The organism is Nocardioides sp. AE5, assembly GCF_031844485.1.
In the GTDB taxonomy this organism is placed as follows: domain Bacteria; phylum Actinomycetota; class Actinomycetes; order Propionibacteriales; family Nocardioidaceae; genus Nocardioides.
Genome location: NZ_JAUZVI010000002.1, coordinates 128,799 through 149,304 on the forward strand (window position 1 = coordinate 128,799; position 20,506 = coordinate 149,304).

The window sequence follows — 20,506 nt, forward strand, 5'->3', positions numbered from 1 at the left end:
CTCCCCTTCCCATTTCAACTCCCGATGCTGGGCAGGTGGAAGGAGCAACGCACCTTGCGCGGATGCTCCGGGTCGAGTGCGTTGAGGACCAGGTCGGCAGCGGTGCGCGAGGAGACCACGGAGAGGTGGTCGGAGAAGTCGATCGCGCACGTGTCCTGGACCACGATGTTGGTCATCCCCTCCTCGATCCCGCTGGTCCACGGGATCACCACGTTGTCGTAGCGGGTGACGATGTTGGTGTAGGTGATGCCCTCGGTGGCCACCCCGCCGTCACGGATCGAGTCCAGGAACTCGGACGGGGGAGTCAGTTGCAGGCACGCCTTGCAGACCGGGCTCGCCTCGATCGCGTCGAAGCCGAAGGCGGCAGCCAGGGCCGGCAGGCCCAGGTTGGTCAGGGTGCCGTGCCAGGCCGAGGCCAGGCCGATGTAGTCATCGACGTACTCCGCGCCGCCGAGGAAGCGGACGTAGTACTGCGGCATCACGGTGCCCTGCGAGTGACCGATCAGGTCGACCTTCTCCGCACCGGTGGCGGCGAGCACCTGCTGCACGAAGTCGGCCAGCTCGGCGGCGCTGTCCTCGATCCGGTCCTGACCGCCGAGCAGTTCGCCGGGGGAGGAATTCATCCCGTAGTTGAGGGCGAAGACGCAGTAGCCCTCGTTCTTCAGCAGCGGGCCGTAGGTCTGCCAGTTGGTGGCCCGGTTGCCGAAGGTGCCGTGGACCAGGATCACCGGGTCCGGGTGCGCGGCGCTGGGCGTGCAGTCCCAGTCGTTGGTGCCGGGTGCGTTCGCGCCGGGCATGCCGCCGGCGATCACCGTCGGCAGGAAGGTGTAGGGGACCGGCAGGTCCTTCCCGGAGTCGTCGGCCGAGGCCGTGCCCCCACCCAGCAGGGAGAGGGCGAGCGCTGCCGCGGCGGCGCAGGCGAGCAGGGGACGGCGCATGGAGGTCCTTCCGGCAGGGAGTACGTCGCTGGGTCAACGATGCCGGTGTGATGCCGGTTACGCCGTGGGCTCGGTGGGGTCGGTGGCCGCGACCTGTTCGGCGACCGTCTCGGCGGCCGGTGGCTCCCAGGTGCTCGCCTCCACCGTGGCCTCCTCGGACTCGACCGTCTTGCGGGCCGCGCGGGCGCTGAGCAGCGCGATGATCCGGGCCACGACCAGGGCCAGGTAGAGCATCCCGGCGATCTGCTCCAGCATCACGATCGACCTGGCCTGGGGCCGGACCGGGACGATGTCGGAGAGGCCGGTGCTGGTCAGCGTGGTCACCGAGAGGAAGAGCAGTTCGGTCCAGGTGCGTGCCTCGTCGGCGGCGACCGCGGCGGTGAACGAACCCGGCCAGACCACCTGGGTGGCGGCGTACATGTAGGCAAAGGCCCAGGCCACCACGGTGAAGGTCGCGCCGGTGGCCCAGACCTCGTCGGCGGTGACCACGTCGTCGGAGAACATGTAGCGGATCAGCGCATAGGCGGTGTAGCAGTAGAAGAGCGCGTGCGAGACCGCCGACCAGAGCACCAGGGCGTCGTTGTCGGGGTGGATCACCTCCAGGATGGTCAGCACCACCACCGGGATCCCGATCCCCACCGCGACCCAGCTCAGGGCCGGGGTCATCCGCACCGCCATCACGGCGACCACCAGGACCAGCAGCGCGAAGATGCTGAACGCGGCCCGCCCGGCCGGCTGGTCGCCGAGCAACGGATAGACCACGATCCCCAGCAACTGGACCGCGAGCAGCACTGCGCAGGGGGTACGTCGGGCGCTGGCCAGCCACTGGGTCATGGTGGTTGATCCTGCCTCGCTAGAGTCGCACTGTCACCCCGGGGCCCGGCGCGGGCGCCCGGACCCCCACGACAGGAGATGTCAGGAGCCATGGGCGAATTCGTCAACCTCGAGGTGTCCGACGGCGTCGGCACCATCCGCCTCGACCGTCCCAAGATGAACGCGTTGAACATGCAGGTCCAGGAGGAGTTGCGTGCTGCCGCGCACGAGGCGACCGCGCGTGACGACGTCAAGGCCGTCGTCATCTATGGCGGGGAGCGGGTCTTCGCCGCTGGCGCCGACATCAAGGAAATGGCCGACATGTCCTACACCGACATGGTCGACCGCTCCGCCGGGTTGCAGTCCGCCTTCACCGCCGTCGCCGACATCCCCAAGCCGGTGGTCGCCGCGGTCACCGGTTATGCGCTCGGTGGCGGGTGCGAACTGGCGCTCTGCGCCGACATCCGGATCGCCGCCGACAACGCCACCCTCGGGCAGCCCGAGATCCTGCTCGGCATCATTCCCGGTGCCGGCGGCACGCAGCGCCTGACCCGACTGATCGGCCCGAGCAAGGCCAAGGACCTGGTCCTGACCGGTCGCTTCGTCAAGGCCGACGAGGCGCTCGCGCTGGGCCTGGTCGACCGGTTGGTGCCGGCCGGGGAGGTGTACGCCGCAGCGGTGGAGTGGGCGAGCCAGTTCGTCGGCGCCGCGTCGTACGCCGTACGGGCGGCCAAGGAGGCCATCGACCGCGGCCTCGAGGTGGACCTGCGCACCGGCCTGGAGATCGAGCGGATGCAGTTCGCAGCGCTCTTCGCCACCGAGGACCGGACGATCGGGATGGAATCGTTCCAGGCCAACGGCCCCGGGAAGGCGACCTTCAAGGGCGCGTGAGCGTATAGGGTGCCTGCGGAGAGCATCCGAGACGGAAGGATCGGCAGTGGCCGAGACGAACGACGAGAACGACGAAGAGGTTGCCCAGTCCCAGGGCCGCAACCGCATGACCAGGGGCGCCGACATCGACGTGGACCTGATCCGCACCCGGGTTGCCCAGGTGCTGTGGTTCCTGTGCGCCCTGTTCGCGCTGATCCTGGCGCTCGGGGCTCTCACGTTCGCGCTGAAGGCGAACACCGACAACAGCCTCGTCGGCTTCATCCGCGACACCGCCGACACCCTGGACCTGGGGATCTTCGGGATCACCAACGGGATCAAGGAGTTCGACGGTGAAAACGCCGAGGTCAAGAACGCCCTGTTCAACTGGGGCCTCGGTGCCGTCTTCTGGCTGATCCTGGGCCGTCTCGCGGACCGCTTCATCCGTCCCTGAGGCCCTCGGGCCAGCACCGCTGTGATGGATTGCACGCCGTGCTCCGGTTCACCCGGGGCACTACCACCTAGTAGCCTCACCCCGATCCCCCGGGATTGAGCAGGTCGCGCTGCGACCGTGCCGAAATCGACTGCACAGGAGGGGCCGAACCGGCCAACCACCATGAACATTGTTGTCCTCGTGAAGCATGTCCCCGACGCCACCGCCGACCGGCGGTTCGAGTCGGACAACACCGTTGACCGCGCTGGCGTCGACGGACTTCTGTCGGAACTCGACGAGTACGCCGTCGAGCAGGCTCTCCAGATCAAGGAGAAGTCCGACGGTGACGTCACCGTGACCGCGCTGTCCGTCGGCCCGGAGCAGGCTGCGGACGCGGTCCGCAAGGCGCTGCAGATGGGTGCCGACTCCGGCGTGCTGGTCTCCGACGACGCGATCGCCGGCTCGGATGCCGTTGCCACCTCGCTGGTCCTGGCCAAGGCAGTGTCCAAGATCGGCGAAGGCGGATCCGTTGACCTCGTCGTCACCGGCATGGCCTCGACCGACGCCGGCACCAGCCTGGTCCCGGCGATGCTGGCCGAGCGCCTCGGCCTGCCGCAGGTCACCTTCGCCTCCGTGGTGGAGACCCAGGGCGACCAGATCCGCGCCAAGCGCGACGGCGACGCCGCCACCGAGGTCATCGGCGCCACCCTGCCGGTGCTGCTCTCGGTGACCGACCAGACCGGTGAAGCCCGCTACCCGTCGTTCAAGGGGATCATGGCGGCCAAGAAGAAGCCGCTGGACACCTGGTCGCTGTCCGACCTGGGTGTCGATGCCGGCGAGGTCGGCCTGGACGCCGCGTGGACCGCGGTCGAGGAGACCACGGCCCGCCCGCCGCGCACTGCCGGCGAGATCGTCACCGACGAGGACGGCTCGGGCGCCACGGCGCTGGCCGAGTTCCTTGCCTCGAAGAAGTTCATCTGAGGAGCTGCGAAGAATGTCTGAAATCCTGGTTCTCGTCGACCATGTCGACGGAAGCGTCCGCAAGACCACCAACGAGCTCCTGACGATCGCCCGCCGCCTGGGCGAGCCGTCGGCCGTCTACATCGGCTCGGGTGAGGCCCCCGTCGACGCGCTGAAGAGGTTCGGCGCCGAGAAGATCTACGCCGTCGACGACGCGGAGATCAAGGGCTACCTGGTGGCCCCCAAGGCCGAGGTCCTGGCCCAGCTGGCCGAGAAGACCAGCCCCGGCGCGATCCTGATCCCGTCCTCCGCGGAGGGCAAGGAGATCGCCGGTCGCCTGGCCATCAAGATCTCCTCCGGCGTGATCACCGACGCCGTGGACGTCGCCGACTCCGGCGTCACCACCCAGTCGGTCTTCGCGGGCTCCTTCACGGTCTCCGCCAAGGTCACCAAGGGCACCCCGATCATCACCGTCAAGCCCAACTCGGCAGCGCCCGAGGAGGTCGACGGTGCCGGTGCCGTGGAGCAGTTCGCGGCCACCATCTCCGACGGTGCCAAGACCGCCCAGATCGTGGCCTCGCAGCCGCGCCAGTCAACCGGTCGTCCCGAGCTGACCGAGGCCGCCATCGTGGTCTCCGGTGGCCGTGGCACCGGCGGTGACTTCTCCGCCGTCGAGGCGCTCGCCGACGCCCTCGGTGCCGCCGTCGGTGCCTCGCGTGCCGCCGTCGACTCCGGGTGGAAGCCGCACACCTTCCAGGTGGGCCAGACCGGCAAGGTCGTCTCCCCGCAGCTGTACGTCGCCAACGGCATCTCCGGCGCCATCCAGCACCGCGCCGGCATGCAGACCTCGAAGACCATCGTGGCCGTCAACAAGGACGACGAGGCCCCGATCTTCGAGCTGGTCGACTTCGGCGTCGTGGGTGACCTGCACACGGTCCTCCCCGCGCTGACCGAGGAGATCAACAAGCGCAAGTGACACCCTGACGACGGCCGCCCTCCTGGATCCAGGATGGCGGCCGTCGTCATTTCCACGAACGCTCAATGATTGATGTCCGAAAGCTCAATCATTGCTGTGCCCGGGGGCGAGGACGGAGCGGATCCATCAACGATTGAGCGTTCGAGGCTCAACAGGTGAGCGTTCGTGTGTCCCCGGCGTACGTCGACCTAGGCTTGGCCGGGTGAGCATCGAACAGGACGTCAACGAGACCGCCCGGCGGGCGCGGGTGGCCAGCCACGACCTGGCCACCGCATCGCGGGCAGCCAAGGACACCGCCCTGGCCGCCATGGCGGACGCACTGGTCGCCAACGCGGCCCGGATCATCGAGGCCAATGCCGGCGACATCGCCCGCGCCGAGGCAGGCGGCACGCCACCCAACATCATCGACCGGCTCCGCCTGGACCAGGCGCGCATCGAGGCGATGGCCCAGGGCCTGCGCGAGGTCGCCGGGCTGGCCGATCCGGTCGGCGAGGTGATCCGGGGCGGCAACCTCGCCAACGGGCTCGAGTTGCGCCAGGTCCGGGTCCCGTTCGGGGTGGTCGGCATCATCTACGAGGCCCGTCCCAACGTGACCGCCGACGCGGCCGGGATCTGCCTGAAGTCCGGCAACGCCGCCCTGCTCAAGGGATCCAACAGCGCGCTGGGCTCCAACACGGCGATCGTCGACGTACTCCGGGGCGCCATCGAGGCGGCCGGCTTGCCTGCCGATGCGTTGCAGCTCGTGCCCGGTGACGGCCACGAGGGCGCGAAGGTGTTGATGCGGGCCCGCGGGTTGGTCGACGTGCTCATCCCGCGTGGGGGAGCGGGCCTGATCCGCAGCGTGGTCGAGGAGTCGACGGTCCCCGTGATCGAGACCGGCGTGGGCAACTGCCACGTCTATGTCGACGCCGGCGCCGACCTCGACAAGGCCGCCGCGATCGTGCTCAACTCCAAGACCCACCGCTCCAGCGTCTGCAACGCCGCCGAGTCGCTGCTGGTCCACGAGGACATCGCCGACGAGTTCCTGCCCCGGATCATCGAGGAACTCCACGACGCCGGCGTCACGATCCACGGCGACGCCCGGTTCTGCGAATACGACCACGTCGTCACCGCCAACGAGGCGGACTGGGACACCGAATACCTGGCCCTGGACCTGGCCGCGAGCGTGGTCAGTGACCTCGAGGCCGCGATCGATCACATCCGGCGCCACTCCAGCCAGCATACCGACGCCATCGTCAGTGAGGACCAGGCCGCCGTACGCCGTTTCGTCGCCGCAGTGGACTCGGCCGCGGTGATGGTCAATGCCTCCACCCGGTTCACCGACGGGGGAGAGTTCGGCTTCGGCGCGGAGATCGGGATCAGCACCCAGAAGCTGCATGCGCGCGGGCCGATGGGGCTGCAGGAGATGACCAGCACCAAGTACGTCGTGACGGGCGACGGGCATATCCGCTGAGCCACGGGGTACGGTTCGGTCCGTGCCGAAGAAGGAACGGGCGATCCACGCCGACGCCACCGCCGAGCGGTTGTTCACCAGCGCCACCGTCCTGACCTTCATCAGGACGATCGCCTCGCTGGTGCTCTGTCTGCTGGCGGTACGCGAGGAGTCGCTGACCCTCCTGGTCGTCGGGTTGGCGACGTACTGGATCGGGGACACGCTGGACGGCGAGATCGCCCGCTGGCGTGACTGCGAGACCCGCACCGGTGCGGTGATGGACATGCTCTGCGACCGGATCAACTGCGCGGCCTTCTACATCGGCTTCGCCTGGCTCGAGCCGATCATGGCGATCCCGGTCGGGATTTACCTCTTCGAGTTCATGGTGATCGACTTCTTCCTCTCCCTGGCCTTCCTGGCCTGGCCGATCCGCAGCCCCAACTACTTCTACGTCGTCGACCGCCGGATCTGGCTGTGGAACTGGTCGCGGCCGGGCAAGGCGCTCAACTCCGGCCTCTTCGCGGTGATGCTCTTGGTCACCGGCTGGTGGTGGCTCGGCGTGATCATCGCGATCGCCCTGCTCGCGCTGAAGTGCCTGTCGCTGAAGTGGCTGATGGACCTGGGGCTCCCGGTGCCCGAGGGCCGGATCGATGCTGCCCACGGGCAGGCCCCGGCCTGATGGGCCTCCTGGCGGCCACGTTCGGGCTCAGTGTCGCCTCTGCGCTGCTGCCGTTCATCAACATCGAGGTCTACCTCGCTGCGGTCGCCACCCAGGTGGGCACCGCTGGCGCACTCACCCTGGCGGTGGCGGCCGGCATCGGCCAGACGATCGGCAAGCTGGTCTGGTACTACGCCACCCGGCGAGGGATGGACAGCGCCTGGATGCGCAAGAAGCTGGAGAAGCCCAAGGCGAAGGCGTCGCTGGAGAAGTGGCAGGCGCGCGCCGACGGCCGGCCCTGGTTCATGGGCACGATCATCTTCCTTGCCGCCTCGGTCGGGGTGCCCCCGATGCTGGTGATGGCGGCGGTCGCGGGCACGGTGCGAATGAACGTGACGATCTTCGTGGTGACCTGCCTCGTCGGCCGGACGATCCGGTTCTGGGTGATCCTGGCCGGCGTGGGCTGGCTCTGGTTCTGAGGTACGCCGTGGCGCACGGGCAGACCTCGGCGCGCGGGGCCCGGGGGCTTCGGTAGGATTCCTCCCATGTCCTTGAACGCACTGGTCCTCTCCGCAGCCGAGAACTCCGGCGATGGCTCCATCCCGCCCATCGTGGTCGGTGGCGTCGCCCTCGGCATCCTCCTCTTCGCACTCCTGGTCGTCGTCGCGATCGGTGGCGGGCGCGAGCACAGCTGACCATGGCCGCTCGGCGCGTGGGGGTGATGGGTGGCACCTTCGATCCCATCCACCACGGCCACCTTGTCGCCGCCAGCGAGGTCCAGTCCTGGTTCGACCTCGACGAGGTCGTCTTCGTCCCGACCGGCGACCCCTGGCAGAAGTCGGAGCGGAAGGTCTCGCCGGCCGAGGACCGTTACCTGATGACGGTCATCGCCACGGCATCCAACCCCCGCTTCACCGTCTCCCGGGTCGACATCGACCGCGACGGTCCGACGTACACCATCGACACCCTGCGTGACCTGGGCGAGCAGCTGCCCGACGCCGAGCTCTACTTCATCACCGGCGCCGACGCGCTGGCCAACATCTTCACCTGGCGCGATGCCGAGGACCTCTTCGGCTTGGCCAACTTCGTTGGCTGCACCCGGCCCGGCTATGAGATGGAGGCGAAGATGCTCGCCGAGATCCCGACCGACCGGGTCACCATGGTGGAGATCCCCGCCCTGGCGATCTCGTCGACCGACTGTCGGCTGCGCACCCAGCGCGGTGAGCCGGTCTGGTACCTGGTCCCCGACGGCGTCGTGCAATACATCGCCAAGCACCACCTCTACCCACCTGGAGCAACCTCGTGACCGCAACCGAACGGGCCGTCGAACTGGTGCATGCCGCCGCGCGCGCCGCCTCCGACAAGCTGGCCCGCGAGATCGTCGCCTTCGACGTCTCCGACCAGTTGGCGATCACCGACGCGTTCGTGCTGGCCTCAGCGCCCAACGAGCGCCAGGTCAAGGCGATCGTGGACGAGGTGGAGGAGCAACTGCGCCGCCTCGACGCCAAGCCGACCCGCCGCGAGGGGGAGCGCGATGGCCGCTGGGTGCTGCTCGACTACGTCGACATCGTGGTCCACGTGCAGCACGAGGAGGAACGCGAGTTCTATGCGCTCGAGCGGTTGTGGAAGGACTGCCCGGTGATCGCACTGCCGGACGACGTCGTCTCCGCCGAGTCGTGAGCCGTCGCCTGATCCTGCTCCGCCACGGCCAGACGGCGTGGAACCTCGTTGGCCGGATGCAGGGCCACTGCGACGTCGAACTGGACGCCACCGGGCACGAGCAGGCCGCGGCAGCTGCGCCGTACGTCGCGGCGTACCAGCCGTCAGCCCTGTGGACCTCCGACCTCTCCCGGGCCGCCCGGACCGCGGCGTACGTCGCCCGGGAATGCGCCCTGGAGCCCCGGGAGGACGCGCGCTTCCGCGAACTCGACCTGGGGGAGTCGGCCGGTGTCCTCAAGGCCGACTATGCCCGCGACGAGCCGGACCTGTACGCCGCCCTGATGGCCGGTGACTTCAGTCGGATCCCCGGCGCAGAAGATCTCGCCACGATTGCGCAGCGCTTTGGTGCCGGGATCGACGAGGTGATGGCGAACCTGGGCCCGGCGCAGACCGCGGTCGTGGTCTCGCACGGTACGGCGATCAGGGCCGGCATCTGCCATGCCGTCGGCTGGCCCGCAGAGCTGGCCGGGACCCTGGCCGGGCTGGGCAACTGCCACTGGGCGGTGCTCACCGAACACCAGGGCCCGGGACGGTTCCGCCTCGAGACCTATGGCCTCGGGCCGGGCGACCCCCCGATTTCGCATCCGTGAACGCCTGTGGTTAAACTTCCCGACGTTGCTCAGCGTGAGCTGGCAATGGGGCTGTGGCGCAGCTGGTAGCGCATCTGCATGGCATGCAGAGGGTCAGGGGTTCGAGTCCCCTCAGCTCCACCGGTAGATGTCCGCAGGACGGAGACAGAAAAGGTCTCTGACCTGCGGACTTCGTCGTTGTGGGCCAGGTTGTCAGCGCAGTGCGTTCCGGTGTGACCCGTGCTCGCCATGGACAGGTTATGCTTACCTAACTTCATCGACTCGGGCGGTTGCCGGGCAAAGAAGCCTGGATGGCGTTGATGAGATCGACCAGGAAGCTTCGACGTGGATGCTGCGCCGCAGGGGTTGACGATGGACGCCCCCACGCATCACGCGCAGCCCAGGCCACCCAAGGTTCCCCGCTCCACTCCCGCTCCCCGGGTGGAGGTGCCGGTGGATCCGCAGCGGTGGGCGGAGGCATCCACGCCGCTGCTCGACGTAGGCAGTGATGGCCTGGTCCGGGTCAGCTTCGTGCTGCACGAGCCGGACGCGCAGGCGGTGCTGCTCTTCGTCAACCGGCTCACCGACGAGCGCAACCCGGACGCCAGCCTGATGACGCCGGCCGGGGACGGCTGGTGGACCCTGGGCTATCTGATGGAACCGGACTGGCGGGCCTCCTACTCCTTCATCGTGCACCGCGGCACCGGGGCCGGGCCGCGCCGTGGGAGGGCCGCGAGCAAGGAGTCCTGCGCTCGATCCTCGACGCCGGTGTGCCGGACCCGCGTGGCCGGCTCACCAGCCGCAACGGCCGCGGCCACCTGCTATCCGTGGTCGAACTGCCCGCGGCGCCCGCCCAGCCCTGGCGCTCCGGCCCGTCGTCGCGGCGTACTGCCGGGGAACTGGTCGCCGGACGGCGGGTGTGGCGCCACCGTACGCCGGGTGCCTCGCCCGCCGCCCCGACCTGGTCGGCGCCGCCGTGGCCCAGTCAGCCTCGCTGTGGCGCTCCTGGCCCGGCGAAGCGCTGGCCGCGGCCGGACCGGTGCGGGCACGTCTGGAGGTAGGCCGCCAGGAGTGGGTGCTGCTGGAGCCGAACCGACGTCTGGCCGCCGAGTTGACTGATGCGGAGGCCGAGGTGGAACTGGTCGAGTTCAACGGCGGCCACGACTACGCCTGCTGGCGAGGTGGCCTCATCGACTCCATCGCAGCGCTGCTGACCAGGACCGATGAATCGGAGGTACGCCGTGCCTGACATCGCTTGGTTGCCGCTGCTGGGGTGGGCGACGGTGATCGCGCTGGCCTGCGCCGTGGTGATCGTGGTGGGCCTGCTGGCTGCCTCCGACGCCTTGCTCAGCGACTATCCGCCGGAGCTGCAGGAGCGATATCGCGAACTGCACGGCGAGCAGTCGCGGCGTGGCCGGATCGTCGACGCCGTGCTGGGCACGCTGATGGCCGTGCTCGCGCTCGGACTCGGCGTCCTGGCCCTCGCGGATCTCGCCCCGGGCACCGGCCGCACCGGCGACTTCATCACCGGCGTCCTCCTGGGGCTGGGGGCGGGCGTCCTGCTCGTGGTCATCGACACCGTGGTGATCGACTGGGGGATCTTCTGTCGCCTCCAGCCCGGATTCGTGGTGCTGCCCGGCACCGAGGGCGACCCGGCCTATGCGGACTACTGGTTCCAGGTGCGGGTGATGTGGCCCGGCATCACGGTGTTGCTGGCGGCCATCGGCGTTGGCTATGGCCTGCTGGCCCTGGCCGTGACGGAGCTCGGGAAGGCCATCGGATGAAGATGAACGGCAATGATGGGGCAGGGGAGCAGCCCGCGGTCAACGCCCGGGCACAGGCAGAGTGGGGGACCAAGGCATCGCGGTGGGTGCGGGACGCGCGCCTGCTGGACCACGCGTTCGCGCCGTTCACCGACGCGGTCGTCCAGGCGGCCGACCTTGGTACGGCGTGGCGGGTGCTCGACGTGGGTTGCGGCACCGGCACGCTGCTCGAGGCCTCCGTGGAGCGGGGCGCCCGCGCCGTCGGTGTCGACATCTCCCTCGACATGGTGGAGGCTCCCGGCAGCGGGTGCCCCAGGCGCTGGTGCTCCGTGGCGATGCCCAGAGTGCCGACCTGCGGCGGATGACACTGGGCCGTCCCTTCGACCGTGTGGTCTCCCGGTTCGGGGTGATGTTCTTCGACAACCCGATCGCCGCGCTGGCCAACATCCGGACCGCCACGGCACCGGCGGGAACCCTGGCGTTCGTCTCCTGGCGGGCTGAGGAGGAGGACATGTTCTGGCATGGACTGCGCCGGATCGCCGCCCATCTGCCGGATCCGCCACCGCGACCGCCGGTGCGCCAGTCAGGCCCCCTGGGGTTGGCAGAGGCCGACCACATCCACCAGGTCCTCGCCGGCGCGGGATGGTCCGACGTGGTCCTCGAGCCGTTCGAGGCGGTGTGCGACTTCTGCCTCGACGGCAGCGACGGAGTGGAGCACCGCCTGGGATGGCGCTCTCTGGCACCCTGGGCTCCGCCGTACGACGAGCGGTGGCCGAGCACCGCCCCGACCTGGTGTGGGACGACCTGGTCGAGGAAGCACGAGTCGAACTGCGTGACCGGGCGGTCGAGGGTGGGGTCCGGTTCACGGCGCGGACCTGGTTGGTGACTGCTCGCAACCGATGACGGAGGCAAGAATCCCCGCCGGCGGGATCAGCCGTTTCCCGGACAAGCGTGCGCCGACCGTGATTGAATTTTTGCCTCGCTGCCTGACTGGAGGGACCCCCGACCGTGTACAGCCGATTCCTGCCATCCCTGTTCGCAGTTGCGCTCGGCGCAGCGCTCCTGACCGCGTGCGGGGGTGATGACGGTGGCGGTGGATCCGGTTCGGGTGGATCCGGGGATGACTCGTGGCACATCAACAACAAGCAGACGAGGTACCAGGACGTCTACTTCACCGATGAACAGGTCACGGCTGGCCTGGACCGGATGGTGCAGGAGGTGGTCGTGCCGAGGGCCGAGCGCAATGGCCGCGATGCCTCGGGTGCGCTCTGCTGGATGGTGGTCAACGAGGAGGGCATGCTGCGCCAGATGATGTGGTGCGGTCCGTTGGTCAACCCCGACGGCGTCGATGAGTGGTCGGCCTACCCCTTCGCAACCGAGGGGAAGGAAAGCGAGGGCGAGGAGATGCGGATCGTCCACGCCCCCATGCTGCGGGACACGGTGGGCACCAGGCTGGCCCCGAGCGACCAGCTGCGTCGCCCGGACGGCAAGGAACCTCCCGGGGGCGGCGGGCCGGGCGAGGCGCCCCAGGCAGCTGCCACGCCGGTGCCGAAGGAGGACTGTTCCGTGACCGGGACAATTGACTACGAGGGCACCAAGATCGACGTCGGACAGGCCGACTACGTCGACATCGAGACCACCGTGAAGCGGAACTCGCTGGTCGCTGCCGGTCAGCCGAGTGAATACATCATCGATCACCGGATCCGGGTCTGGGATGACGAGTCGGACTCCGGCCACCGGCTGAACCTCTCCTCGAACGGTCCCGTCGACGGGCCCTTCCAGGCCCGGTCGGTCTCGATCGATCCCTACCTGCAGACTCGCGAGCAGATGGAGCAAGGGCTGGGATCGAACCAGTCACTCTCGGCGCCCGTCTCGGGACCTGGCACCTTCGAGATGGCCGGGGTCGACGGCGCCCGGGTCGTCGCCGACGCAAGCCGGGAGACCTTCTCCGACCCGGTCGTCGCAGCGATCGACATCGAGGTCACCTGCCGGTGACCCAAGACGTTGGGCCAGCCTCCTCACGTGAGGTCAACTCGTCCACGCTGGCAAGGGTGCCTTGGAGTCGGGTGCCCTGAACGGGCACAATGAGGCATGGCCCCAACACAGGACAACCTGATCCGTGAAGTCGTTCCCAACGGTGGCGTCGTCGTCGGCGACGATGGGTCGCGACATGCCTCGCTGGCGGTGCGCTATGCCGTCGAGGAAGCCGCCCGTCGTGGCACCACCCTGCACGTGGTGCGCGCCTGGACGATCATGAGCTCGGTCCATCCCGCAGGCGTGCCGCTGGGGATCACCCCCTCCGTCCTGGAGATGGAGGAATCGACGCTGGCCGCGGAACAGGAACGCGTCGCACGGATCGTGGGCGACACCGTGGCCACGGTGCAGGTGCACACGGCCTACGGGCCCTCGGCCCAGGCGCTGATCAAGGCGTCCGAGACCGCAGAGGTGCTGGTGGTGGGCAGCCGCGGACGCGGCGGGTTCAAGACCCTGGTGCTCGGCTCGGTTGCCGATCAGGTGATCCGGCACGCCCAGTGCCCGGTGATCGTGGTGCGCAACTGGGGCAACCTCGACAAGGCCATCGAGGAGACCCAGCCGGCGCAGGCGTGATGACTACGCCGTCTGGTCGGTGACCAGGCGGCGCAGGCCGGGCGTCACCTCGACATCCGAGGTGGTGACCACGGCATGCGTGACCCGCATGCCCGACGGCAGCCCCGGGGCCACGAACGGTGCGCCATCACCGACCGAGGGCAGGGCTGCCACCGGATGACCGGTGATCCGGCGCCGGAGTTGCTCCTCGACGGCGTCACGCAGTGCCGGCCCGTCGAGGGCGGAACCGACCGGCAGCGGTGCGGACGCCTCGATGACCGCCTCGACCTGCAGGTGGGCGGTTGCCCCGTCGGCGGTGTTGGCCCGGGCCACCGCCCAGATCTGCCACGGTCCACCCCGCGCCACCCTGCGGCGCTGCCGGATGAGCAGGACGGCGGCAACGGAGAACACGACGACCGTGATCGCGACTCCCAACAACACCTGGCCCATGGCACCATCGTGGCCGCCCCGGTCCGGCGAACCCATGGGGTGGAGTGCCCATCTGGCACAGTTGCCCCATGGTCCGCAGGCACGGCTTCTCCCTCTCTGCGCGGGTGATCCTGCTCAACGGGGCCCTCTTCGCCCTCGGCACTGCCCTCCTCGTCTTCACCCCGGCCACCGTCTCGGCGCGACCACTGCTCTCCGAGGGCGTGGTGCTCCTGGTCGGCCTCGGCGTGATGATCCTGGCCAACGCCGTGCTGGTGATGGGACTGCTCCGCCCGCTCGAGCAGTTGACCCGCGACGTCGAGCGGGCCCGCTCCACCGAACCGATCGACCGCGTCCCGGTGCCAGGGACCGGCATCGCCCGCGAACTTGCCACCGCGATCAACGAGTTCCTGCGCCGCCTCGAGGTCGGCCAGCGCGAGGGGCAACTCGCCGCCCTGGCCGCCCAGGAGTCGGAGCGGGCCCGGATCGCCCAGGAACTCCACGACGGTGTCGGCCAATCCCTGACCGTGGTCCTGCTGGAGCTCAAGGCGATCGCCGCGACCACCAGTGACCCGGCCACGGCCGCGAGCCTGGAGCAGACCCGTGAGGTGGCGCGCACCAGCCTCGACGAAGTACGCGGCGTGGCCCGGCAATTGCGCCCCCATGTGCTGGAGGACCTCGGCCTTCACAGTGCCCTGGCCTCGCTGACCACCAGGCTCTTCGCCGGCCGCACCCACGTGGTGCGTGGCATCGCCCCGGGCCTACCCGCGCTGGACGACGACGTCGAACTGGTCGTGTTCCGGGTCGCCCAGGAGGCCCTGACCAACGTGGCCCGCCATGCCGAGGCGGACACCGTCGAGTTGACGCTCACCCGGGTTGGCGCCGACGTGGTGCTCAGCGTTGCCGATGACGGACGTGGACTCCCACCCGGTGCCGACGGGACGGGGCTGCGCGGCATGGGTGAACGTGCGGCGCTGGTCGGCGGCAGGCTCGACGTCGGTCGCCGCGACGGCGGTGGCACCATGGTGCGCCTGACGGTGCCGCACCGCGACCTTGCCGAGGAGGCACGATGAGCGCCCCCGCCCGGATCCTCCTGGCCGACGACCACGCCCTGGTACGCCGTGGTGTCCGGATGATCCTGGACCAGGAGCCGGACCTGCAGGTCGTGGCGGAGGCCGGCGACGGCGCCGAGACGATCCAGGTGCTCCGCGAGGTGGAGGTTGACCTCGCCGTCCTGGACGTGGCGATGCCCCGGTTGACCGGGCTCCAGGCCGCGCGGGAGATCTCCCGCCGCAAGGAACCACCGAAGATCCTGATGCTCTCGATGCACGACAACGAGCAGTACTTCTTCGAGTCGCTGCGGGTCGGCGCCAGTGGATATGTGCTCAAGTCCGCGGCAGACCGGGACCTGGTCGATGCCTGCCGGGCCGCGCTGCGAGGTGAGTCGTTCCTCTATCCGGGTGCGGAGTCGGCACTGGTGCGCGACTACCTCGGCCGGATCAAGCGGGGCGAGCGCCTGCCCAACGCGGTGCTGACTCCGCGCGAGGACGAGGTGGTCAAGCTGATCGCCGAGGGCTACTCGTCGCGCGACATCGCCGCAGAGCTGACCATCAGCGTGAAGACGGTCGACCGGCACCGCGAGAACGTGCTCGGCAAGCTCGGCATGCGTGATCGCACCGAACTGACCCGCTATGCGATCCGGGTCGGCCTGATCGAGCCCTGATCGCGCGCCATGCGCGTTGTCGTGTCGGCTGCAGTCACTGGGTGACAGCAGACGACATCGCAACTCGTCTCCACACTCCTCGCTCACACGGGGTTTGTTTCGCGCGAGGCTGCGGGGCTCGCCTGCGGCACGCCTCGTTCCTCGGCGTACCTCCGGCTCACTCCTCGCTCACGCTGGGCTCACGCGATGGTCATCCCACCATCGACCGGCAGGGTCTGCCCGGTGATGTAGCCGGCAGCGTCCGAGGCCAGGAAGACCGCGGTCGCGGCGAGTTCGCGGGGGTCGCCCTTGCGGCCGGTCGGGATCCGGGTCTGCTGCTGCTCCAGGTAGCCGGGCGGGTACTGGTCGGTCATCTCGGAGGTGAAGAAGCCCGGCGCGATCGCGTTGACCCGGATCCCCTTGCGGCCGGTCCACTGCTGGGCCAGGTCGCGGGTGAGGCCGATCAGGCCGGCCTTGCTCGCGGCGTACGCGGCCTGGGGGAGGCCCGCCGTGGTGATGCCGAGCACCGAGGAGATGTTGATGATCGAGGAGCCCTGGCCCATCACCCGGCCACAGGCCTGCGCCATCCAGTAGCAACCGTTCAGGTTGACGTCGATGACACTGGTGAACTGCTCAGGGGTTTCCCGCGTGGCCGGGACCGCAGTGCCGATGCCGGCGTTGTTGATCAGCACGTCCACTCGACCAAACTCCGCCATTGCCGCGTCGACGAGGGCCTGGCAGTCCGCCTGGACGGCCACGTCGGTGGCATGGGTGAGCACCTTACGGCCCGCGTTGCGGACGAGCTGGGCGGTCTCCTCGAGGCGGTCGACGCGACGGGCGCCGAGCACCACGTCCGCCCCGGCCTCGGCGAATCCCTGGGCGAAGGCGACACCGAGGCCGCTGGAGGCGCCAGTGACGATGGCGACCTTGCCATCGAGTCGGAACATGTCAGTGAGGGTCATGGCCGCCACTATAGGCAGCGCGTGCCCGGGAACCGACCGCTCCCGGGCACGCGCTGTCGAACTGGTGGCGCCGGATCAGGCCACGACGTCCTCGTCAAGACGACGACGCATCACCATCAGGGTGGTCCCGAGCAGCACCGTGCCGGCGGCACCGCCGAGCAACCACGGGCTCATCGAGGCGCCGGTGGGCGGCATGTTGCCCTCCAGGTCCTTGTCGTCGCCTCCCTCGGCAGCGACCAGGCGGAGTTCGGCCCAGCCGATCAGGGCGCCGGTCGCGTCCTGGACCACCAGGCGGTGCGTGCCCAGTGCCGCATCGGTCGGGATCGTCACCCGGGCGGTGTCGTTGGCGCCCACCACGGGGCTGCCCAGCAACACCGGGTCCGAGTGCAGCCACACGTGCACCGACTCCCCGGCTGCGCCGGGAACGGTGACGGTGATGGTCTCGCCCGGGCGTGCCGTGGCGGGAGCCTGCACACCACCCCGGTTCGCGTCGACCAGGTCGTCCTCATCAGTGGCCGTCGGCTTGTTCGGGTTGGTGACCGGCGGGTCGACGATCGGGCTGGTCGCCGCGCAGTCACCAGCGGCCCGGCGCAGCGAGACACCGTCGTGCGGGGTGTCGGAGATCCACAGCACCGTGGGTACGCCGTCGGGTTCCCCGGCACACCACTGGATGGCCAGGCCCTCGTTGGTGAAGCCCGGGTTCATCCCGGTCGGCGCGGCGTACGTCCCGGCCAGCGTCAGGGTGCCGCCGTCGAAGACATACCGGGCGTGCCGGTTGTCGCAGAGCTCGTCGCACAACGCCCACAGTTCGTTGCCGCCGGCGCGCCAGTCGAGGCCCATCACGACCTCGACCGCCTCGGTGGAGGTGACCTCCTGGAGCAGCGTGACCGTGCCGTCGGCCTCGAGCACGACCACCATCAGCGCGCCGGTCTGCTCCACGGCCACGGTGAAGATGCCGCCGAAGTGGTCGCCGAAGTCGGCGGGGGAGTACGCCGCCCCCGTGCTGTCGGTGATGCCGAGGCGGGTGGCGTCGGCATCCGCGATCCACTCGATCGCCTCGATCCCGGCATTGGAACCGATCTCGCCGACCAGGCTGGTCAGGTTCCACTCGTGGGTGGTCTCGCTGGCCCCGTCGGCGCCGGGCACGACCCGCAGCACCGAAGGACGGGAGACGTTCTTGAACTTGTTGTCGCGCTCGGTGGAGAGGAAGATCGCGCCGTCTCCGGCAACGGTGATGCCCTCGGCGTCCGGCTGGCCCGAGCCGTCCGGATAGGTCGGCACCCACGAGGCGGCGATGGTGAAGATCCCGTCCTTCTCGACGAGTTCGAAGATCTCCGCGTTGTCGTTGTTGACGCCATAGACGGTGCCGTCGGCGGCGATGTCCAGGCCGGACATGTCCTCGCCCCAGGTGCCGGGCGCGACCGCCTCGGTGATCTCGTTGCCGAACGGCCAGGCCTCGGTCTCGAAGACCGGTTCCTCGACCTCGGCGCACGCGTTGGCCATCTCGAAGGTGGACTCCGCCGTCGTGGCGAACGCACCGGTCATGTCGGGGCAGCGGCCATAGGTGGTGGTGGCGTGGGACTCCCAGGCGAAACTGGCGACGAGATTGCCCTCGGCGTCACGCAGCGTGACGGCGTCGTTGCCGCCGAGCCCGAAGTCGGGCTCGGTGAAGATGGCCTTGTAGCCGCCGGACTCGATGGTGGTGCCGGCCGGGAACACGATCGGGTCGTGGCTCGGGTCGTTGTCGACCAGGGTCCAACCGGAGATGTCAGCGGTGTTCACCGTGTCCCGGTTGGCCAGTTCCACCCAGTCGCCGCGGCTGTCGCCGTTGGACTCGACCTCGTTGATCGTCACCGGAGAGTCGATCGGGCGGGGCAGGTTGGCGGCACCCCGGGTCGGCTCGGTGTCGACGAAGTCGCCGGTGCCGTCGGGCAGGCGGCCCTCGGAGAAGGCGTGGTCGGTCCACGCATAGGAGTCGACCAGCCCCAGGCCATCGGTCAGGTAGAGGCGGATCATGTCGGCCTTGCCGAGCCCGAAGCCGGCGTCGGTGGCGCTGGTCTCGATCACCAGGAATCCGCCCGCCGCGATCACGGAACCGCTCGGCAGGACCAGGTTGCTCAGGTCGTCGTCATCGCGCAGGACCCAGCCGGAGACATCGACCGGTGCGGTGCCGGTGTTGAACAACTCGACCCAGTCCTCGCCGCCGAGCGGGTCGTCGGACATCACTTCGTTGACCACGACCGGTGAGTCCGCGTCGTACGTCTCCTGCGCGGCGCGGGCGACGTTGGGGGCGCCAGGCGTTGGCTCGGTGTCGACGAAGTCGCCGGTGCCGTCGGGCAACCGGCCCTCGGAGAAGGCGTGCTCGGTCCAGCCATAGGAGTCGACAAGTTGGCCATCGGGGGTGAAGATCCGGGCCAGGTCCTCCTTGCCCAGCCCGAAACCGTCGGCGCCGGATTCCGGCTCGACCACGTAGTAGGCGCCGGGCTGCACCACGGTGCCGGCCGGGATCCGCAGGTTGCGGCTGTCGTTGTCGTCACGCACGATCCAGTCGGAGATGTCGACCGGTGTGGTGCCGGTGTTGATCAGCTCGATGAAGTCCGGTGCGCCCAGCGCACTGTTGGACTGGACCTCATTGATGCGGATCTGGGCGTCGGCCGCGTGGGATGGGCCCATCATGGCCAGTCCGCCGACCAGCGCGGCGAGCGCTGTGGCGGAGAGGGTACGTCGAAGCACGAGGACTCCTTGATCTCGGGGACGAGCGGAGTCTGGGAGCGGCGTACGAACAGGTGGTGAATCAGCCGCCAACGCCAGGCACACGCCAGCGGGCGGTCTGGCGCCAGGTCAGCGCCACTCGACGGGGGCACCGTCGATCGCGTCGTACGCCGTGCCGGTGGACGCGAAGCGCGCCGCTGTCACGGCGCCGTCACTGCCGACCACGACGGTGCGGCAACTCTGCACCGCGGTGCCCGGTGCGGCGCCAGCCGCGAACGCGTGCGCGTCGCAGCCGGTGATCGGCGCCACCCCGACCAGGGCACCCGCCGGCCCATCCGGGCCGAGGCCGTCGACCAGCCTGGCCGGGTCCAGTCCGCCCGCCTCGCCGGAGACGAGTTCTGCGCTCACCCGCAGGTGGACCGGGGTGACGCTCGCCGGATCCACCTCCAGGCCGAGGGCGGTGAGGTCCTCATTGCTGCCGGCCACCACGGCGGTGACGGTGAGCCGCACCACCACCTCGCCGCCCCCGTGCTCCACCGGGAGCAGGGCTTCCTGGCCCCAGGCCAGCGTGGTCCCCGCAGCGGTCATCGCTTCGCCGCCCATCCCGTCGGTCGGGCTCGCCTCGGCGCTCGGCTCGAGGGTCGCCTCCGCGCTGGGCTCCTCGGCCGGCGCGGAACTGCCCGGTTGCTCGGGTTGCACACCGGGCTCGTCGCTGCCGGAGCAACCGGCGACGGCCAGGGCCACCGCGAGGGTGAGGCCGCCCAGCAGGTGCGCCGTGGACATGGGTTCCTCCCGGTGGACGATGGGTGGTGCTGGTGGCGAGGGTAGACGACGGACGCTGCGCTATCATCGGGCCCATGCGAAACCTGCTCCTCCTTGACCAGCCGCGCTGAGGACACGAACCGGTTCACCGCCGGAGGCAGCGCGGCCGCCCTCCTGTCCGGAGGGTTTTTTTGTGCCCGGGCAGCGCCCGGGGTGGAGCAGGCACCG

General features: G+C 69.5%; 25 protein-coding genes, 1 tRNA gene and 1 pseudogene. 21 read left to right on the forward strand and 6 right to left on the reverse strand.

Annotated elements, in window-relative coordinates; all coding sequences use genetic code 11:
- Positions 1-14 precede the first annotated feature (14 nt).
- Positions 15-938, reverse strand: a complete 924-nt coding sequence (locus Q9R27_RS03690; protein WP_311250986.1) for an alpha/beta fold hydrolase — start codon at positions 936-938, stop codon at positions 15-17.
- 57 nt (positions 939-995) lie between these two features.
- Complete coding sequence (locus Q9R27_RS03695; protein WP_311250987.1) at positions 996-1,772, reverse strand: potassium channel family protein; 777 nt, start codon at positions 1,770-1,772, stop codon at positions 996-998.
- A gap of 90 nt (positions 1,773-1,862) precedes the next feature.
- Here Q9R27_RS03695 and Q9R27_RS03700 point away from each other — a divergent pair, with 90 nt between their 5' ends.
- The 19 genes and pseudogenes from Q9R27_RS03700 to Q9R27_RS03785 all read left to right on the forward strand — a co-directional run bounded on the left by Q9R27_RS03700 (position 1,863) and on the right by Q9R27_RS03785 (position 13,735).
- Positions 1,863-2,642: an enoyl-CoA hydratase-related protein gene (locus tag Q9R27_RS03700; RefSeq protein ID WP_311250988.1), complete on the forward strand. Its 780-nt coding sequence runs from the start codon at positions 1,863-1,865 to the stop codon at positions 2,640-2,642.
- A 46-nt stretch (positions 2,643-2,688) separates the two neighbouring features.
- Positions 2,689-3,072 carry a hypothetical protein gene (locus Q9R27_RS03705; RefSeq protein WP_311250989.1) on the forward strand — a complete coding sequence of 128 codons (384 nt, stop codon included), beginning with the start codon at positions 2,689-2,691 and terminating at the stop codon, positions 3,070-3,072.
- A gap of 162 nt (positions 3,073-3,234) precedes the next feature.
- On the forward strand, positions 3,235-4,032 hold the full coding sequence (locus tag Q9R27_RS03710; protein ID WP_311250990.1) for an electron transfer flavoprotein subunit beta/FixA family protein: 798 nt from the start codon (positions 3,235-3,237) through the stop codon (positions 4,030-4,032).
- A gap of 13 nt (positions 4,033-4,045) precedes the next feature.
- Positions 4,046-4,987, forward strand: a complete 942-nt coding sequence (locus Q9R27_RS03715) for an electron transfer flavoprotein subunit alpha/FixB family protein (RefSeq protein WP_311250991.1) — start codon at positions 4,046-4,048, stop codon at positions 4,985-4,987.
- Positions 4,988-5,189: 202 nt separating this feature from the next.
- Positions 5,190-6,440 (forward strand): glutamate-5-semialdehyde dehydrogenase, encoded by a 1,251-nt coding sequence (locus tag Q9R27_RS03720; protein ID WP_311250992.1) that lies wholly within the window; start codon positions 5,190-5,192, stop codon positions 6,438-6,440.
- 22 nt (positions 6,441-6,462) lie between these two features.
- Positions 6,463-7,098 (forward strand): CDP-alcohol phosphatidyltransferase family protein, encoded by a 636-nt coding sequence (locus Q9R27_RS03725; RefSeq protein WP_311250993.1) that lies wholly within the window; start codon positions 6,463-6,465, stop codon positions 7,096-7,098.
- Complete coding sequence (locus Q9R27_RS03730; RefSeq protein WP_311250994.1) at positions 7,098-7,556, forward strand: VTT domain-containing protein; 459 nt, start codon at positions 7,098-7,100, stop codon at positions 7,554-7,556. The genes Q9R27_RS03725 and Q9R27_RS03730 overlap by 1 nt, the downstream gene beginning before the upstream one ends.
- Positions 7,557-7,622: 66 nt before the next feature.
- Positions 7,623-7,772, forward strand: a complete 150-nt coding sequence (locus tag Q9R27_RS03735; RefSeq protein ID WP_311250995.1) for a hypothetical protein — start codon at positions 7,623-7,625, stop codon at positions 7,770-7,772.
- Between the two features lie 2 nt (positions 7,773-7,774).
- Positions 7,775-8,383 (forward strand): nicotinate-nucleotide adenylyltransferase, encoded by a 609-nt coding sequence (nadD, locus tag Q9R27_RS03740; protein ID WP_311250996.1) that lies wholly within the window; start codon positions 7,775-7,777, stop codon positions 8,381-8,383.
- Positions 8,380-8,757: a ribosome silencing factor gene (gene rsfS, locus Q9R27_RS03745; RefSeq protein ID WP_311250997.1), complete on the forward strand. Its 378-nt coding sequence runs from the start codon at positions 8,380-8,382 to the stop codon at positions 8,755-8,757. Before nadD ends, rsfS begins: the two co-directional genes overlap by 4 nt.
- On the forward strand, positions 8,754-9,386 hold the full coding sequence (locus Q9R27_RS03750) for a histidine phosphatase family protein (RefSeq protein WP_311250998.1): 633 nt from the start codon (positions 8,754-8,756) through the stop codon (positions 9,384-9,386). Before rsfS ends, Q9R27_RS03750 begins: the two co-directional genes overlap by 4 nt.
- A 47-nt stretch (positions 9,387-9,433) precedes the next feature.
- Positions 9,434-9,506: transfer RNA gene (locus Q9R27_RS03755), tRNA-Ala, on the forward strand.
- 231 nt (positions 9,507-9,737) lie between these two features.
- Positions 9,738-10,046 (forward strand): annotated as a pseudogene (locus Q9R27_RS18725) (hypothetical protein); the annotation flags it as partial.
- Positions 10,047-10,284: 238 nt separating this feature from the next.
- Positions 10,285-10,614 carry a hypothetical protein gene (locus Q9R27_RS03760; RefSeq protein ID WP_311250999.1) on the forward strand — a complete coding sequence of 110 codons (330 nt, stop codon included), beginning with the start codon at positions 10,285-10,287 and terminating at the stop codon, positions 10,612-10,614.
- Positions 10,607-11,149 carry a hypothetical protein gene (locus tag Q9R27_RS03765; RefSeq protein ID WP_311251000.1) on the forward strand — a complete coding sequence of 181 codons (543 nt, stop codon included), beginning with the start codon at positions 10,607-10,609 and terminating at the stop codon, positions 11,147-11,149. Before Q9R27_RS03760 ends, Q9R27_RS03765 begins: the two co-directional genes overlap by 8 nt.
- 2 nt (positions 11,150-11,151) lie before the next feature.
- Positions 11,152-11,493 (forward strand): class I SAM-dependent methyltransferase, encoded by a 342-nt coding sequence (locus Q9R27_RS03770; RefSeq protein ID WP_311251001.1) that lies wholly within the window; start codon positions 11,152-11,154, stop codon positions 11,491-11,493.
- Positions 11,436-12,014, forward strand: coding sequence for a hypothetical protein (locus tag Q9R27_RS03775; RefSeq protein ID WP_311251002.1), 579 nt, complete (start codon positions 11,436-11,438; stop codon positions 12,012-12,014). The genes Q9R27_RS03770 and Q9R27_RS03775 overlap by 58 nt, the downstream gene beginning before the upstream one ends.
- A gap of 122 nt (positions 12,015-12,136) precedes the next feature.
- Entirely contained in the window at positions 12,137-13,123 is a 987-nt protein-coding gene (locus Q9R27_RS03780) for a hypothetical protein (RefSeq protein ID WP_311251003.1), read from the forward strand.
- Between the two features lie 96 nt (positions 13,124-13,219).
- Positions 13,220-13,735: a universal stress protein gene (locus Q9R27_RS03785; protein ID WP_311251004.1), complete on the forward strand. Its 516-nt coding sequence runs from the start codon at positions 13,220-13,222 to the stop codon at positions 13,733-13,735.
- A gap of 3 nt (positions 13,736-13,738) precedes the next feature.
- Here the strand turns inward: Q9R27_RS03785 and Q9R27_RS03790 are convergent, their stop codons facing one another.
- Positions 13,739-14,164, reverse strand: coding sequence for a hypothetical protein (locus Q9R27_RS03790; RefSeq protein ID WP_311251005.1), 426 nt, complete (start codon positions 14,162-14,164; stop codon positions 13,739-13,741).
- A 68-nt stretch (positions 14,165-14,232) separates the two neighbouring features.
- Between Q9R27_RS03790 and Q9R27_RS03795 the strand changes: the two genes are divergently transcribed.
- Together Q9R27_RS03795 and Q9R27_RS03800 are read left to right on the forward strand one after the other, a co-directional pair.
- Positions 14,233-15,213 carry a sensor histidine kinase gene (locus Q9R27_RS03795; protein WP_311251006.1) on the forward strand — a complete coding sequence of 327 codons (981 nt, stop codon included), beginning with the start codon at positions 14,233-14,235 and terminating at the stop codon, positions 15,211-15,213.
- On the forward strand, positions 15,210-15,863 hold the full coding sequence (locus Q9R27_RS03800; protein ID WP_311251007.1) for a response regulator transcription factor: 654 nt from the start codon (positions 15,210-15,212) through the stop codon (positions 15,861-15,863). The genes Q9R27_RS03795 and Q9R27_RS03800 overlap by 4 nt, the downstream gene beginning before the upstream one ends.
- A gap of 179 nt (positions 15,864-16,042) precedes the next feature.
- Here Q9R27_RS03800 and Q9R27_RS03805 read toward each other — a convergent pair whose 3' ends face one another.
- From Q9R27_RS03805 to Q9R27_RS03815, 3 genes are all read right to left on the reverse strand, one after another.
- Positions 16,043-16,804, reverse strand: a complete 762-nt coding sequence (locus Q9R27_RS03805) for a 3-oxoacyl-ACP reductase family protein (RefSeq protein ID WP_311251008.1) — start codon at positions 16,802-16,804, stop codon at positions 16,043-16,045.
- A gap of 75 nt (positions 16,805-16,879) precedes the next feature.
- Entirely contained in the window at positions 16,880-19,537 is a 2,658-nt protein-coding gene (locus tag Q9R27_RS03810; protein ID WP_311251009.1) for a lamin tail domain-containing protein, read from the reverse strand.
- Positions 19,538-19,645: 108 nt separating this feature from the next.
- A complete protein-coding gene (locus Q9R27_RS03815; protein WP_311251010.1) occupies positions 19,646-20,299 on the reverse strand; it encodes a hypothetical protein in 654 nt (217 codons plus the stop codon).
- Positions 20,300-20,506: the final 207 nt, after the last annotated feature.